Below are 15789 nucleotides of genomic sequence, written 5' to 3'. Positions count from 1 at the left end.
CGGCCACGAGCCGGGCCGTCGATCCTTCGAGACGCGCGCAAGAGCGCGCTCCTCCAGCGACAACGGCAAAGCCGTTGCGCGGGGATGACGGCGAGAGATTGAGCGCGCGGCGAAAACTCAATTCACCGAATTGCTCACCACTACCTCGATGAGCTTCGCACCCGGACGGCTGAATGCGGACTGCATCACGCCCTTCAGCTCCTGCGGGTCCGTCACCTTGATCGCCTCGAGCCCGAGCGAGCGCGCGAGGGCGCTGAAATCGACCGGCGGATCGATGAAATCCATACCGACATAGTTGTCGTCACCATGGAAGGCGAGCAGGCGCTGCTTGATGATGCGGTAGCCGCCATTGTTGACGATGACGAAGGTCAGCGGCAGCTTGTGGTTGGCCGCGGTCCACAGCGACTGGATCGAATACATCGACGAGCCGTCGCCGGAATAGCACACCACCGGCCGCTGCGGATTGGCGAGGCTGACGCCGACCGCCGCCGGCAGGCCCCAGCCGATACCGCCGGAGGCGAGCGCGTGATAGCCGTAGCGATCGCGATGCGCGCGCAGCGCGAGGATCTGGCGCGACGAAGTCAGGCCCTCGTCGACCAGGATCGCATTGTCCGGCATCGCCTCCACGACCTGCAGCGCGAGCCAGTCCGGATCGATCGGCGAGGTGTGACTGGCCTTCGAGATCTGCTCGACCAGCGTCTTGCGCTTCGCCGCCCAGTTCTTCGTCGACAATGCCGCAAGGCTCTGCTTCGCACGCGTCTCCAGCGCGCCGCCGCCAGCTTCCTTCAACGCCGGCACCAGCGCGCGCAGCGTTTCCTTGACGTCGGCCTTCACCGCAATCTCGGCGCCATAGTTCCTGGCGAGATCGCTGTCGACCAGGCCGACCTGCACGATCGAGAGGCCGTCCGGCAGCGGATCGACCTCGCTGTAGACCGACATTCGCAACGGATCGCCGCCGAGCGCGATCAGGAGATCGTGCGGCGCCAGCACATCGCGGGCGACCTTCTGCAGCCGCGCGATCGCGCCCATGAAGCTCGGGCTTTCGGACAGGAAATGCGCGCCATAGGGCGTCGAGGATTGCCAGGCCGGACAGCCCAGCGTCTCGGCCAGATCGGCCGCCTCGCGCAGTGCATCGCTTTTCACGATCTCGTCGCCGACGATGATCACCGGGCGCTCCGCTTTGAGGATGCGCGCGGCCAGCGCCTTCAGCGAATCCTCCGACGGCCTGACGCGCGTATCGACCCGGGTGGAACGGCCGAGCTCGATGCCGGCCTCGGCATTGAGGATGTCGCCGGGCAGCGAAATGAACACCGGCCCGGTGGGCGGCGTGGTCGCGATCTTGGCGGCGCGGCGCACGATGCGCGGCAGGTCTTCGAGACGCGTCACTTCGACGGCCCATTTCACCAGCGGCGTCGCCATCTGCACCAGCGGACCGTAGAGCACCGGCTCGGTCAGGCCGTGGCCCTGCTCCTGCTGACCGGCGGTGAGGATCAGCGGCGTGCCGGTGAAGCTTGCATTGTAGAGCGAGCCCATCGCATTGCCGAGGCCGGGCGCGACATGGACGTTGCAGGCGACGAGCTTGCCGGAGGCGCGGCTGAAACCGTCGGCCATCGCGACGACCAGGCTTTCCTGCATCGCCATCACATAGGTGAGGTCAGGATGGTCCTTCAGCGCATGCATGATCGGCAACTCGGTGGTGCCGGGATTGCCGAACAGATGGGTGACGCCCTCATCCTTCAGCAGCGCCAGAAATGCCGAGCGGCCGGTAATGCGATTCTTCATGTTCCCTCCAGGCCAGCCGGCGCGTTGGCCGGCGGGATCAAGGGGAGATGACCAAACTTGCGCTTTGGGAGCAATCGAGCGGCCGGTCATGGCCGCATTCCGCAGGCGCGCGCCTGGGGTCACGCGCTCTCTAGACCATCCCCTCGCGCTCGCTGCGCTTCTTCTTTTTCGAGCGTTGCCAGACCACGCCGGGATAGCCCTTCAGCGGCACCAGCGGCTCGCCGGTATAGGCCCATTCCTGCAATTCCTCGATCGCGATGTGATAGAGCGGCTGCCGGCCGGTGCGCCCGTAAAACAGCGCGCGCGGGATGTTGACCATATGCGGCGAACGCGCCCGTTCGTAAGAAATCGGCGTGCCGCAATTGGCGCAGAAGCTGCGCGCGGTTTTGCTGGCGGCATCCTCGTAACGCGAGAGCTCGCTTTCGCCTTGCGTGATGCGGAAGCGCTTCTTCCAGCTGCCGACATAGGTCGCATAAACCGCGCCATGGGCACGACGGCTGGCGGCGGTGTGATCGTGCCAAGCCCAGCGCGCCGGCACGTCGATCTCGAAGCGCACCTTGCCGCACAGGCATTGGCCGACCGCGGGCTTTGCCAGCGCCACGGGCTTTGGCTTCTTGCTCGGCGAGGACTCCTCGTCTTCCGGAAACATCGGGGACTCCCATCAAGCCATTGTAGCCCGGATGAAACAACGGGCGTCTAGGCCCGCGCCATTTCATCGTGCACGGGATAGTCCGTGTAGCCCTTCTCCTCGCCGGCATAAAAGGTGGCGCGGTTGTACTTGGTCAGCGGATAGCCGCGCTGCAGGCGGCGCGGCAGGTCCGGGTTGGAGATGAAGTAGCGGCCGAACGCGATCGCATCGGCGTGACCTTCGGCGACCGCGCGCTGCGCGCTGTCGCCAACAAAGTTGCCGGCGGTGATGAGCACACCGCTCCACATCGGGCGGTACAGCACCATCGCCGACGGCACGTTCTGCCAGTCGACCTCGGCGCGCCCGGTGCCCGAGGCGCGCGGCTCGATGAAATGCAGATAGGCGAGCCCGAGCTTGTCCAGCGCCTTGATGGCGTGACCGTAGAGCGGCATCGGGTCGGCCTCGCCGCTGCCATTGGCAATGCCGTAGGGCGAGAGCCGCACGCCGACGCGATCGGCGCCCCAGACCTCGGTCACCGCCTGCGTCACCTCCATCAGGAAGCGGACGCGGTTCTCGATCGAACCGCCATATCGATCGGTGCGCAGATTGCTGCGCGATTGCAGGAACTGCTCGATCAGATAGCCATTGGCGCCGTGGATCTCGACGCCGTCGAAGCCGGCGGCGCGCGCGTTCTTCGCGCCCTGCCGATAGGCCTCGACCATCAGGGCGACCTCGTCGGTCTCGAGCGCACGCGGCGTCTCGTAGTCGACCACCTTGCCGTCCGCGGTCATCGCCTTGAACTCGGAGGGGATCGCGACCGCCGACGGCGCCACCGGCAGCGCGCCATCAGGCTGGAACGAGGAGTGCGAGACGCGGCCGACGTGCCAGAGTTGCAGGAAGATCAAGCCGCCCCTGGCATGCACGGCATCCACCACCTCGCGCCAGCCCGCGATCTGGACCTCGGTGTAGATGCCGGGGACGCCGGGATTGCCGAAGCCGGTGGCGACCACCGGTGAGGCTTCCGCGATGAGCAAGCCGCCCGGCGTGGCGCGCTGCGCATAATATTCCGCGTTCAGCGGCCGTGGCGCGAGGCTCGGCCGCGCCGCCCGCATCCGCGTCAGCGGCGCCATCACGACGCGATGTTCGAGCTGGTAAGGACCGACCTTGAGCGGAGAGAACAGCGACAGAGGATTCATGCCTGCCCCAAATAATCTTATGTCATTTCCCGTTATCTAACGGGTTCATCTTGTTCATGAAAGCGGGTAGTGGCAATCTGTTGCCAAGAGAACAGGTCTGCCATGTCGAAATCGAGCGCCACATCGCTCCCCTCATTGAGCGTTCGCATCGACCTCGATGCCGAGGACCGGATCGGGCCGGGCAAGATTCTGCTGCTCGAGCGTATCAGGGAATGCGGCTCGATCTCCGCGGCCGGCCGCGCCATGGACATGAGCTACAAGCGCGCCTGGGACCTCGTCGACGAGATCAACCGCATCTGCCGACAGGCGGCGGTGGAACGGCAGACCGGCGGCAAGAACGGCGGCGGCGCGGTGCTGACCCCGTTCGGCCTCTCTCTGGTGGCGCGCTACCGTAAGATCGAGCGCGACGCGGCGACCGCCGTGCGCAAGGATCTCGAGGCCCTGCGCAGCGACATCGGCAAGCCGAGGAAGGCAGCGGGACGGTAAGCGCAAGAGCCGGCGACCGTCGCAGAGGCGCGCTGCCAAAATATCGAAAACAACCCCATGCAAAGGAGCCGGCAGCGTCCGGCGTTCGACAAGGCAACTTGACACGTCGGGCAAATCAAGAATACATTTCCAATTTTCCGAAATCGTGCAAGCGCCCCCTCGCCCGCAAACGCGGGGCGATCGCATTTGGCAGCGAAAGGCACGGTTCTGTCATTTCCACATTCGTCATGGCCGGGCTTGTCCCGGCCATCCACGTCTTTTCTCGCGCGGAATCAAGACGTGGATGCCCGGCACAAGGCCGGGCATGACGAGTTTGTGCAGGCATCGAGCGCATATGCGATTGCCCTCCCCCGCAAACGGGAGAGGGAGCGCAGTGCCTTCGAGGCTCTAACCCGTCTTGATCCAGACCGCCTTGACGTTGAGATATTCCTCGACGTGCTGCTTGCCGGACTCGCGGCCGTAGCCGCTCATCTTGTAGCCGCCGAACGGCACCGCCGGGTCCATCGTCTGGTAGCAATTGACCCAGACCGAGCCGGCGCGCAGCGCCTTGGCGACCTGGTGGGCCTTGCTGACATTGGTGGTCCAGACACCGGAGCCGAGGCCGAAGGTGGTGGCGTTGGCGCGCTTGATCAGCTCTTCCGGATCCTTGAACGAGATCGCCGAAATCACCGGGCCGAAGATCTCCTCCTGCGCGATGCGCATGTTGTCCTGCACATTGGCGAACACGGTGGGCTGCACGAAATAGCCCTTCGACAGCGCGCCCTCGGTGAGGCGGCCGCCGCCCGCAAGCGCCTTCGCACCTTCCTTCTGGCCGATGTCGAGATAGCCGGACACGCGATCCATCTGCTGCTGCGACACCAGCGGGCCGATCTGGGTGCCGGGATCGAGGCCGTTGCCGACCTGCAGCTTCTTGCCGAACTCGGCGACGCGGCCGACGAATTCGTCATAGACCTTCTGCTCGACGAACAGCCGCGTGCCGGCGCTGCAGATCTGGCCGGAATTAGCGAACACCGCCATCGCAGCGCCCGGCACCGCGGCGTCGAGATCGGCATCGGCGAACACGATGTCCGGCGACTTGCCGCCGAGCTCGAGCGAGACGCGCTTCAGGTTGCCGGCCGAGGCGCGGATGATCGATTGCCCGGTGACGTGCGAGCCGGTGAAGGCGACCTTGTCGACATCGGGGTGCGAAGCAAGCGCCGCGCCCGCGGTCTCGCCATAGCCGGGCACGACGTTGACGACGCCGGGTGGAATGCCGGCCTCCATGCAGAGCTCACCGATCCGCAGCGAGGTCAGCGGCGATTCCTCGGCCGGCTTCAGCACCACGGTGCAGCCGGTCGCAATCGCCGGCCCGATCTTCCAGATCGAGGCGGTCAGCGGCCCGTTCCACGGGATGATGGCGCCGACCACGCCGATCGGCTCCTTCAGCGTGTAGGAGAATATCTCGCCGGGCAGCGAATTCTCGATGGTCTCGCCATGGATCGCGGTCGCCTGTCCCGCGTAGTAGCGCAACATGCCGAGCGCGCGCAGCCGGTTGCCGCGGGTGCGGCTGATCGGTGCACCCATGTCGAGCGTGTCGAGTTGGGACAGTTCCTCGAAGTTGGCTTCGACGAGTTCGGCGAGCTTCAGCAGCATGTTCTGCCGCTCGAACGGCTTCACCTTGCTCCAGGGCCCTTCGAACGCACGGCGCGCCGCCGCAACCGCGCGATTGATGTCCTCGGCATCGCCTTCGGCGACAGAGGCCAGCAGCTCGCCGGTGGCGGGGTTGTGGGTTTCGAATTTCTTGCCGGAGGCGGCGTCGACCCATTTGCCGTCGATCAGCATCTTCTTGTAGGAGCCATCGGCGTAAGGATGGCGCGTGATCGGAACAGCCTGCGAAACAGCCATGTCTGCACTCCCTGTCAAATTGTCGGCTGAGGTCTTTGGAAGCGTTATATCCCGAATTCTACAGCGCAGGCGCGAAACCGTAAAGCCGAGCCGGCGTTGTCGAGGGTGGCGCGCATGAAAACCTCCCATGCGCCTGCGTGCATGGTAGGTGCATTATGTTAAGTCTTGAACCTCAGCCACAGATGTGTCCGGAGACCGCCGATGCCCCACCCCGTGATATCAGCCAATCATGTTGCCGTGATCACCGGAGGCGCGTCCGGCATCGGACTTGCCGCCGCATTGCGATTCGCGCAGGCTGGCATGAAGGTCTGCATCGCCGATCTCGGCGATGACAGGTTGAAGGCGGCTGCGACAAAACTGTCATCTGCGGCGCCCGGCGGCGCGGCCGATATCATGACGGCCGAGGTCGATGTCAGCCACGCCGATGAGGTCGCAAGGCTCGAGGCCGCCGTCGCGAACAAGTTCGGCAGCACCGATATCCTGATGAACAATGCCGGCATCCAGCCCGGCAGCGCGATGTTCGGGCCCGCGGACAATTGGCAGCGTATCCTTGGCGTCAATCTGTGGGGCGTGATCAACGGCACGCAGACGTTTGCGCCCAACATGATCAAGCGCGGCCGGCCGGGGCTGATCATCAACACCGGCTCCAAGCAGGGCATCACCACGCCGCCGGGCGATCCCGCCTACAACGTCTCCAAGGCCGGCGTGAAGGCGTTCACCGAGGCGCTGCAGCACGAGCTGCGCAACACCGACGGCTGCAAGATATCAGCGCATCTGCTGATCCCGGGCTTCGTCTTCACCGGGCTGACCGCCCGCGGCCGTACCGAGAAGCCGGCCGGCGCCTGGACCTCGGAACAGACTGTCGACTTCATGATCGAGCGCCTCGCCGCCGGCGATTTCTATATCCTCTGCCCCGACAATGACGTGCCGCGCGCGCTCGATGAGCGCCGCATCCTGTGGGCCGCCGGCGACATCGTCGAAAACCGTCCGCCGCTGTCGCGCTGGCATCCTGACTACGGCGACGCGTTCGCGGCATTCGTGAAGGGGAAGTAGGGAATCCTAGCAGGGCAATTGCATTTGGGAAAAATCTGGCGAGAAGCGTCCCTGCGGCCATCCTTCGAGACGCCCGCCTCTGGCGGGCTCCTCCAGCGACAAAGGCGAAGCCTTTGCGCGGGGATGAGGGCTTGTTTTGCGGCACAATAGTAGACCTTCATGGTGAGGAGCACCGCTTGCGGCGCGTCTCGAACCACGAGGCCGAGTACGTGCACAGCCGCTTAAGGAGCATATGTGATCGCCCTGGGCATCGTAGGGCGGGTTAGAGCCGCGTAACCCACCTCTTCTCCCGCCGCGGCGGAAATGGTGGATTACGCTTCGCTAACCCACCCTGCAAAGCCGGCCTCAATTCGCCCGCACCCGCACCGGCGTCGCCGGCGGCGCCACCAGCGCCTCGCCGAGCTCGCTCTGCTGCGCGCGCGGGATCGAGAAGCACACGCTGAAGCCGTCTGACGTCTTGAGCGTCATCATGCCCTGGGCCGGATCGGTCGACTGCTCGATTGTCCATGAGTCCAGCGGATAGGCGTAACGCAATGTCTGGTCGCCGAAGCGGGTCTGCAGCGCTTTGCTGATCAGCCCGGGCAACGTCATGACCAGCGCGCCGACCTGGTTGATCGACAGGCGGATGGTCGCGGGCTCGCCCTTGCCGTCCACGAACCCCAGCGAAATGGCGCAGCCGTCGGGCGCGACCTCGCAGGTGGTGAGCTCCTGGGTTTCGATCTGCATACCGGCACTCCGGATCATCGTTATATTTGTTGTAATATATCGATAGGACGGCCAGCGTCCAGTCCTCAATATAACCACAGAGTATCCGGTGTGATCGCGCGCGACGTTAGAATACATTGAAGCCCGCGCCGTCGCCGTTGACGCCGGGCCGGCAACCGCAAATAAGTGATCGCAAGGCTCAGGCTGATTTTTCTTCGACATTTTCCGAGCGAGCTTATTCGGTTCGGCGATCAGGCGCGCGCCGTGGATGGCCGTGGCGTCCTCGTTGTAGTCGTGATATACACATGAATATAGCGAGGCCCGAACGGCCCGTTTGACTAGGGAGAGCAAAGCCTATGAGTGATTACAGTCTTCTCATTGACGGCAAGATGGTACCCGGCGACGGCACGATGCCGGTGCTCAATCCGGCGACCGAAGAGGTGGTGGCGCAATGCCCGCGCGCTTCCAGGGAACAGCTCGACAAGGCCGTCGCCGCCGCGAAGGCCGCCTACCCGGCATGGGCCGCGACGCCGATGGAGGAGCGCCGCAAGCTGATCATCAAGATGGCCGAGGCGATCGAGGCCAACGCCAACGAGCTCGCGCGCATCCTGACCAGCGAACAGGGCAAGCCGCTCGCGGATGCCACCGGCGAGGTCATGGGCATGGCCGGCTTCTTCCGCTATCTCGGCTCGCTCGATCTGCCGATGCGGGTGATCGAGAATTCCGGCGACCGCAAGGTCGAGGCCTATCGCCGCCCGCTCGGCGTGGTCGGCGCGATCATTCCCTGGAACTATCCGCTCCTGATCCTGGCGTTCAAGCTGCCGTCGGCGCTGCTCGCCGGCAACACCCTGGTGGTGAAGCCTGCGCCCACCACGCCGCTGGCCTCGCTGCGCTTTGCGGAGCTGGTCAAGGACATCCTGCCGAAGGGCGTGTTGAACTTCATCGCCGACGCCAACGATCTCGGCGATCACATGACCAAGCACCCTGACATCCGCAAGATCTCCTTCACCGGCTCGACCGCGACCGGCCGGAAGGTGATGGCGAGCGCATCGCAGACGTTGAAGCGGATCACGCTCGAACTCGGCGGCAACGACGCCGGCATCGTGCTCGACGACGTCGATCCGAAGAAGGTCGCGCCTGGCATCTTCGAGGGCGCGTTCCAGAACTCCGGTCAGGTCTGCCTCGCCATCAAGCGGCTTTATGTGCACGAATCCGTCTATGACGAAATCTGCAACGAGCTGGTCGCGATTGCGAAGAACACCGTCGTCGATGACGGCTCCAAGCAGGGCACCAAGCTGGGCCCGCTGCAGAACAAGATGCAGTACGAGAAGGTGAAGGCGTTCCTCGACGACGCCCGCAAGAACGGCAATGTGATCGCCGGCGGCGCCGCGATGAACCGCCCCGGCTACTTCATCGAGCCGACCATCGTGCGCGACATCAAGGAAGGCTCCAAGCTGGTCGACGAGGAGCAGTTCGGTCCGGTGCTGCCTGTCATCAAATATTCCGATAGGGATGACGTGATCCGCCGCGCCAACGCGACCACCTACGGCCTCGGTGCGTCGGTCTGGTCATCGGACATCGAGCGCGCGCATGAGATCGCCACCCGGATCGAAGCGGGAACGGTGTGGATCAACAAGCACCTCGACATGGCCCCGAACATTCCGTTCGGCGGCGCCAAGCAGTCGGGCATCGGCACCGAATTCGCCGAGGAAGGTCTCGCCGAATTCACCCAGCTGCAGATCATCAACGGCCCGCCGGCCGCCTGATCCTGGAAAACATGCGGCCGCGACGCTTTGGCGCCGCGGTCGCCCCTCTCAACGAACAGAGCTCATCATGTTCGATGCCCAATGCGACCTTGCTGCCCTGGTCTATGACGACAACGACGATCCCGATGCCATCCTGCGCGACTTCGCCGGCGCTCTGAACGCGCACGGCGCGCGCGTCGTCGGCATGGTGCAGACCGGCCAATGCGCCGATTCCAGCCTGTCGGCGGTGCTGCTCCATAGCGGCGAGATGCTGCTGCTGGCGCAGCCGCCGAGCCCAGGTACTACAAGTTCGGGCGCCACCGGCTGCAAGCTCGATCTGTCGCGGCTGCAGGCCGCCGGCGTCCGCGTCGCCGATGCGCTGGCGGCAGGCGCCGATCTCGTCATCATCAACCGCTTCGGCAAGCGGGAACGCGACGGCAAGGGCCTCGGCTTCCTGATCGAGCGCGCGCTGGGTGCCGATGTTCCCGTCGTGATCGCGGTGTCACATCAGAGCTTTGCGGACTGGATCAAGTTCGCCGGCGGGATGAGCGTGAAGCTCACCTGCAATCGCCACGCGCTGGACGCCTGGTGGCGCAACGTCTCGCTGCGGACCGCAGCCCGGACTGCGCCGGATCACATCACGGTTTGCGAAGTGTTCAAGTAACGCGCGCTTACAGCGTTTCCTGCTTGTGGTCGCACTGCTTGCAGGTGAACTTGACGCGGGCCTGGCCCTTTTCCGCCTGCACCCGGTTCGGCGCGCCGCATTTGCCGCAGACGGCCTCGATCCGGGTCGTGCCCTGCTTGATGACCAGGTTCCGCTTCTCCATGGTTTCGCGGATCAGGCGTTCGGCCTCCTCGCGCAACGATTGCTTCGACATCATATCCACCGGTCATTGGTTTGCGGGCGGCGTCATAGCACGACCCCGTGAAGCTTTGACAGCGGATATCGCACCTCATCTGTCGGCGCCTAGACAATAAGCCGATCGACCGGCAGCCGGAAATGCCGCGGTTTCTGCGGTTTCGATGGCCGCCCAATGCGGAACACGTTGACGAGGCGCAGGTCGGCACTGAGCTGGCCAAGTTTGCGCAGCCGATCGTTGAAGTCCGGATGATCGGCCAGCGCCGAGATCGGGCACGCCGCAAAGCCGGCGCGATCGATCTCGAGCCAGGTGCGATAGAAGTGCCGGCCCGTCATGAGTGGATCCTCACCGACCGGACGGCAGAACAGGATGATCGCCGAAGCCGACGCGGTCTTGGCATTGTCGGCGAGCAGCGATGCGGCGATACCGAGACGATCCAGCGGCTTGAACAGGCCGCCGAGCACGAAGCGGGCGGCGGTGGCCTCGATCGCATTCATGGCGAGCGCGTCGCGGTTGAGGCCGTCCAGCAGATAGTGCGGATGATCGGGCGACAGCCGCATCCATGCAAGCAACTCGGCCCGGTAATCGTCGCCGCGGACAAAGGAGAACTCGGCCTGATCGGCCCAGCGGGCGATGTCGGCGATCGCCCGGCGATCCCCAATGCAGATCAAATCGTCACGCGCTACGGCAAGCTGGGCCAGCGCCGCCGCATCGTCAGCCGACGCCGCGAACTTGCCGCGCCACGACATGCGGCGCGCCACATGGCCGGCCAACGGATCGGGCGCGACGCCTTGCCTGATCGCAAAGTTGCAAAGCACGGCCAATTGCGGCGACAGCGGCTGCTCGATCGTGGTCATGCCCGTGATTGCGAAGCCGCGGCGGTTGAGCGCGAGGCTCATGCCCTCCAACGCCGCGCCGTGCGAGACGAGAACATCATGTCCCGCGGGGTCCGCGACCGGCGCACGGACGCCGGTCGCGTCGACCAGCGCCAGCCGCCCGTCGTCGAGCAGGCGCCAGCGCGTCGGCTGGATGTTGTGGACGCTCGGCGCCAGCCGCGCCTCCGCGACCAGCTCGCGCAGCAAATCCGGCGTCAGCTCGCTCATGCCGCGACCAGCCTCTTGGTGAACAGATGCAGCCGGTGCAGCGGCCGGGCCCCGGCCTTCTCGACCTGGCGCAGCGAGGGAGCATTGATATCAGCGATCCAGGTGCCGCCGAGCGTGCGGTAGCCGGCCTGCTGCAGCGCCAGCGCGGTGTGGTAGAGCATCGCACCATTGAGGCCGCGATTGTGCAGGTCGCGGCAGACCGATTGATAGATCAGCACGGCGCGCGTGTTCATGATGCGGTGCTGCACGAATCTGAACGGGGCCGTCAGCCCGATCCGGCCGCCGATCGCCTTGATCAGCGGATTGAGGTCGGGGATCGCGATGATCGCGCCGGCGGGCCGGCCGCGGTGATAGACCACGGTGGAAATCCGCTTGTCGATAACCCACATCATGTCGCCGGCCTGGAACAGATACTCGGCCGTGGTCGGCGGCACGAACATCGGATTATCGGCAAAGCCGTCATTGAGGATCAGCCGCGCATCCTCCAGCCGCACCTTGAAGGCGGAGCGCTTGATCGGCTGCCAGACGAAATCCTTGTCGGCCAGCACCGCGCGCTGCTTGTCACCGAGCAATTGCTCCGGCTTGCCGCCGTCGAGCGCGATCTCGAACGTCGTCATCGGGAAGGTCGCAACATAGCCGGCGCGCTCGAGGTGGCGCGCGATGTGCGGCGGCGACCGCATCATGTCGGTGAACGGCGCATGGTCGAAGCCGTCGGTCATCACGCCGATCTGCTGCATCGCCGTCAGATTGAAATTGCCAGCGATGTGGCTCATGCCGCGCGCGGACAGCCATTGCTCGGCGGCGCGCAGCAGCGCATCGGCCACATCGGGGTCGTCGATGCAGTCGAAGAAACCGAACGCGCCATGGCGGGTGCCGTGCTTGCGGTTGGAGGCGTCGTGGATCGAGGCTGCGATGCGGCCGACCGGCGTTCCGTCGCGATGCGCGGAGAATAGCGCGTAGCGGCCATGACCTTCGGTGATGAACGGATTCTTCGCGGAATCGGACATCCGGTCGAAATCGCTCCACAGCGGCGGCACATAGAGGCTATCGGGCCCATAGGCATTGAGGGCGGCGTCGAATGCCGCCCTGCGATCGCCCTCCTGGATCTCTGATATCATTTGGCCTCCGGGGTCAACGCCAACAGCCGCCGCACCAGCGCCAGCGCGGTTTCAGTGGCGGGATCAGCCGCGGTCACCGGCACGGCGAGCACGATCAGATCGAGCGGATCGTGCGCGAGCACAATGACGTGGGAGGCGCTGTTGGCGGTCATCAGCGAGACCATGCGCTCGGCCGCCGGATCGGTCGGCGACAGCCCCCACGGCGCATCGGGCCGGCGCAGCACGCGCCTGGTCGACAGGGCATCGCGGAGCAGCGGCGGATCGTAGGGCGCGAGCTCGTTTTCACGGAAACGCCGCGCGCTCTCGAAGATCGGATGCCGCGCGAGCTCGGCGATCAACTGCTCCCTGGTCTGCGCCGGCGACGCCGCGACCGAATTGAGCACACCCGGCTCCTGCGACTCGAACAATGCCCGCAGCGCGTCTGTCATCAGGCCGATGGTCAGCACGCCGGCGATCGCAACCGCGACGAACCGGATCATCTGCGCAGCGTCGACGTCGGGCGCCATGAAGGCGACGGCGAGGCCCAGCAGGCCCGAAGAGACCAGCCGCAACGCCATCATCGCAAGGCCATGCCGGCGCGTCTCGGCGCCGCCGCCGGCGATCAGCATCACGGTCACAGTCAACAGCGCACCGAGTGCGCCGAGCCGGACCGGAATATCCGGAAACAGCGTGCGGAAGTCGGTGAGGATGAACGGGATCACGACCAGCGCGCCGACCGCCATGCGGCCGATGCTGCGGTTTTCCGACGCCATCAGCGACGCGCGGTCCCGCGTCGCCAGCAGCAACGCGCAGGTGGCAAAGCCACCGAGCTGGAACAGCGCCAGCGTGATCGCATAGGGCATTGCAAGGCGCTGCAGCCCGAACGTGCCGCCGAGGCCGAGCAGGACGCCGCCGGCGAGCGCCGCGATCTTGACCGCGCGCGGCGCGTGGCGGCGCAAGATGCCTTCGGTGACGATCAACGCACCGAGCGGGATCAGCGAGGCCGGGATCACCGAGAGGCGATCGAGCAGCCAGCTTCCACTCCACCACGCAAGGCCACGGTCGAGGAACAGGGCCGCGATCGCGCCAAGCGCGAGCAGCAGGCGGCGGGTCAGCGGGCTCCTCGGATCACGCCGATAGAACGTCATCATCGCCACCGCGATGCCGATGGCGCCGCAGAGATTGACGATGGAATCGGCAATCACCCCCGACGTCATTTGTGACCTGTCAATTCATCGATAGCCCGCCGCACCAGCGGGCGCATCAGGGCGGCAATCAGGGCATTGCGCGGCTTCTCGATCGCGGGCCGATGCGGGTTGAGGAACCAGCCGCGGCAATCGGTGCCGGAGGTGCGGCCGAGGATCAGCGCGACCGCCTCATAGGCCATCAGCATGCCGGTCGAGATCACCATCGGCGCGAACGACATCCGGCTGCGTCGGCCGGCTGCAACTTCGCCGGCGATCGCGAGATCGACATAGTTGCGCGACGAGGAATGCAGCATGACGTGCTCGATCTCGGCACGCATCGCGGCGCGGCGGTCGTCCTCGGTGATGTCAGTCCAGTCCTTGCCGGTGGTCGGAAAGCCGAGGCGCTGCTCGGGCCGCGGATCGTGCGGGCGCACCACGATCACCGACGGCAGCGGCGACATGTAGGCGTCGATCACGGTTGAATCAGCGCTCTCTGCTGTCCGGTACAGATGCACACCGGCAGCGATATCGTCCATGCCGTTGACGATCACCGGGCAGCGCGCGGCAATCCCGGCGAGCTCGCCGGTCCAGTTCTCGCCAAGCACCTCGATCTCGATGGTCGGGTTGATACGCCTGGCGGCTTCGGCGGCAACCGCCGCCTTTTCGCGACCGACCCCGTCGGCGAAGGCGAACACCTGGCGATTGAGGTTGGAGACCTCGAAGCGATCGATGTCGGCGATCACGAACTTGCCGACGCCGGCGCGCGCCAGCGCCATGAAGGCCGCACCGCCCATGCCGCCGACGCCGCAAACGAACACCCGCGCCTGGCGCAACAGCTGCTGCTCGTGCTCGTCGATGAAGCCGATATTACGGCCGGTGAAGGAGTAATAGTCGAAATTCATCGCAAGGCCCCGTTATCCTGCTTGCGCGGACGCAGCGTACCGAAGGCGCGGGTGTCGTCCATCCAGTAGACCACCGGCAGCACCAGCCGCTGCAGCGCCAGCATCGCCGACGCCGCGAGCAGTGCCGGCAGCGAGCCCGGGGGCACCTCGCTCATGAGGTAGCGGCGCGCGCCGGCGAGATCGACACGGCCGATCTGCAGCACGTCGTCGCCGCGGCCGTAATCCAGCTCGCGCTCACAAAATTCGTTGTAGATCGCGTCACGATGTTTCGGTGCGATCTCGAAGGTCTTCTTCAGCGCGTCCGAACCGCCGGTATAGGCGTTGGTGATGACCGAACGCGCCTCGTCGAAGCCGGCCTCCTCGCCGACGCCGAACACCGCGCGATGCCGTGCCATGATGCCGCGCGCGAGCTGCAGATGCGCAAAGCTCTGTCGTGCGCCCGGCAGCGGCGACGGGAACACATCCGAGAACGTGTCGCTGACCATGCCGACCACCGCCGGCACCTGGGTGACGTTGGATATCCATTTCGGCCGCAACCCGTCGCGGGCGAACAGCACCAGCGCGGTCAGGCCGTACAGGACCCATGACAGCCCCTGCCCGCGCACATCGGGATCGACCATGACGAGGCCGAGATGGGTGACCTCCGCCGGCTCGCCGTCGAGCGGCACGTCCATCACCGACAGTGCATTGAACGCGATCGGCCGTCCGGTGTCTTCCTCTGATATCAGGGTGATGATGGCGCGCGACAGCCGCTCCGGCTCGCCGGAGAAGATGCCGTAGGTCAGGCTCTCCTCGGGCAGCGTCTTCGCGGCGACGATGCGCAATTGTCCGACCAGCGCGTCGAGCTCGTCCTTCGGCAGCGAGAGGCCCGGCGCTTCGACGATGCGCGTTCGCTGCCCGGCCTGGGTGCGCAAGGTGAGATCGATGGTCGGCTGCGACAGCGCCTTCAGCCAGAAGCTGCCATGGCTGCGCAGGCGGTCAAAGGCCGCGCGCGCCTTCGCGAGGCCCTTGCTGCCGCGCGAAGCGGGCGTGCGATTGTCCGTGGACGCCATTTCTCTGTCCCTCGGGCGCGATCTCTGCACTCACCCCTGTTAAGGAGCCATGAGCGCAACCTGCCGCTGTTTGCCGCAGGGTAAACAAGGCCTTTTGGAAACGGAACAA

At 65.5% G+C, this 15789-nt stretch carries 15 protein-coding genes; 4 read left to right on the top strand and 11 right to left on the bottom strand.

Annotated elements, in window-relative coordinates; genetic code table 11:
* Positions 1–117 precede the first annotated feature (117 nt).
* From ABIB78_RS13425 to ABIB78_RS13415, 3 genes are all read right to left on the bottom strand, one after another.
* Positions 118–1782 (bottom strand): thiamine pyrophosphate-binding protein, encoded by a 1665-nt coding sequence (locus ABIB78_RS13425; protein ID WP_429024986.1) that lies wholly within the window; start codon positions 1780–1782, stop codon positions 118–120.
* A gap of 130 nt (positions 1783–1912) precedes the next feature.
* Complete coding sequence (locus ABIB78_RS13420) at positions 1913–2431, bottom strand: GFA family protein (RefSeq protein ID WP_429024984.1); 519 nt, start codon at positions 2429–2431, stop codon at positions 1913–1915.
* Positions 2432–2478: 47 nt separating this feature from the next.
* The gene (locus ABIB78_RS13415) at positions 2479–3606 is read right to left on the bottom strand and encodes an alkene reductase (protein ID WP_429024982.1); all 1128 of its coding nucleotides are present in this window, start codon (positions 3604–3606) and stop codon (positions 2479–2481) included.
* A 102-nt stretch (positions 3607–3708) separates the two neighbouring features.
* Between ABIB78_RS13415 and ABIB78_RS13410 the strand changes: the two genes are divergently transcribed.
* A complete protein-coding gene (locus ABIB78_RS13410; RefSeq protein WP_429024979.1) occupies positions 3709–4092 on the top strand; it encodes a winged helix-turn-helix domain-containing protein in 384 nt (127 codons plus the stop codon).
* A gap of 387 nt (positions 4093–4479) precedes the next feature.
* Here the strand turns inward: ABIB78_RS13410 and ABIB78_RS13405 are convergent, their stop codons facing one another.
* Complete coding sequence (locus ABIB78_RS13405) at positions 4480–5976, bottom strand: aldehyde dehydrogenase family protein (protein ID WP_429024977.1); 1497 nt, start codon at positions 5974–5976, stop codon at positions 4480–4482.
* A gap of 201 nt (positions 5977–6177) precedes the next feature.
* Between ABIB78_RS13405 and ABIB78_RS13400 the strand changes: the two genes are divergently transcribed.
* Positions 6178–7029 carry an SDR family NAD(P)-dependent oxidoreductase gene (locus ABIB78_RS13400; RefSeq protein WP_429024975.1) on the top strand — a complete coding sequence of 284 codons (852 nt, stop codon included), beginning with the start codon at positions 6178–6180 and terminating at the stop codon, positions 7027–7029.
* Positions 7030–7374: 345 nt separating this feature from the next.
* On the opposite strand, the gene ABIB78_RS13395 is transcribed toward ABIB78_RS13400, so the two are convergent.
* Positions 7375–7755, bottom strand: a complete 381-nt coding sequence (locus ABIB78_RS13395; RefSeq protein ID WP_429024973.1) for a hypothetical protein — start codon at positions 7753–7755, stop codon at positions 7375–7377.
* A 335-nt stretch (positions 7756–8090) separates the two neighbouring features.
* On the opposite strand from ABIB78_RS13395, the gene ABIB78_RS13390 reads away from it, so the two are divergent.
* Both ABIB78_RS13390 and ABIB78_RS13385 read left to right on the top strand, forming a co-directional pair.
* Positions 8091–9500: an aldehyde dehydrogenase family protein gene (locus ABIB78_RS13390; protein WP_429024971.1), complete on the top strand. Its 1410-nt coding sequence runs from the start codon at positions 8091–8093 to the stop codon at positions 9498–9500.
* Between the two features lie 67 nt (positions 9501–9567).
* Positions 9568–10143 carry a DUF2478 domain-containing protein gene (locus ABIB78_RS13385; RefSeq protein WP_429024969.1) on the top strand — a complete coding sequence of 192 codons (576 nt, stop codon included), beginning with the start codon at positions 9568–9570 and terminating at the stop codon, positions 10141–10143.
* Positions 10144–10150: 7 nt separating this feature from the next.
* Here ABIB78_RS13385 and ABIB78_RS13380 read toward each other — a convergent pair whose 3' ends face one another.
* The 6 genes from ABIB78_RS13380 to ABIB78_RS13355 form a co-directional block, all read right to left on the bottom strand.
* A complete protein-coding gene (locus ABIB78_RS13380) occupies positions 10151–10357 on the bottom strand; it encodes a hypothetical protein (protein WP_429024967.1) in 207 nt (68 codons plus the stop codon).
* An 89-nt stretch (positions 10358–10446) separates the two neighbouring features.
* A complete protein-coding gene (locus ABIB78_RS13375; protein WP_429024965.1) occupies positions 10447–11442 on the bottom strand; it encodes a hypothetical protein in 996 nt (331 codons plus the stop codon).
* Positions 11439–12560 (bottom strand): GNAT family N-acetyltransferase, encoded by a 1122-nt coding sequence (locus tag ABIB78_RS13370; protein WP_429024963.1) that lies wholly within the window; start codon positions 12558–12560, stop codon positions 11439–11441. Before ABIB78_RS13370 ends, ABIB78_RS13375 begins: the two co-directional genes overlap by 4 nt.
* Positions 12557–13756: a hypothetical protein gene (locus ABIB78_RS13365; protein ID WP_429024960.1), complete on the bottom strand. Its 1200-nt coding sequence runs from the start codon at positions 13754–13756 to the stop codon at positions 12557–12559. Before ABIB78_RS13365 ends, ABIB78_RS13370 begins: the two co-directional genes overlap by 4 nt.
* Positions 13753–14628: a HesA/MoeB/ThiF family protein gene (locus ABIB78_RS13360; protein WP_429024957.1), complete on the bottom strand. Its 876-nt coding sequence runs from the start codon at positions 14626–14628 to the stop codon at positions 13753–13755. Before ABIB78_RS13360 ends, ABIB78_RS13365 begins: the two co-directional genes overlap by 4 nt.
* Entirely contained in the window at positions 14625–15680 is a 1056-nt protein-coding gene (locus ABIB78_RS13355; RefSeq protein WP_429024954.1) for a hypothetical protein, read from the bottom strand. The genes ABIB78_RS13360 and ABIB78_RS13355 overlap by 4 nt, the downstream gene beginning before the upstream one ends.
* Positions 15681–15789 lie beyond the last annotated feature (109 nt).

Source organism: Bradyrhizobium sp. I1.14.4 (assembly GCF_050435825.1).
Lineage (GTDB): Bacteria > Pseudomonadota > Alphaproteobacteria > Rhizobiales > Xanthobacteraceae > Bradyrhizobium.
The sequence above is the reverse complement of the archived record's forward strand: the minus strand, read 5'-3'. Positions and strand labels throughout refer to the sequence as shown.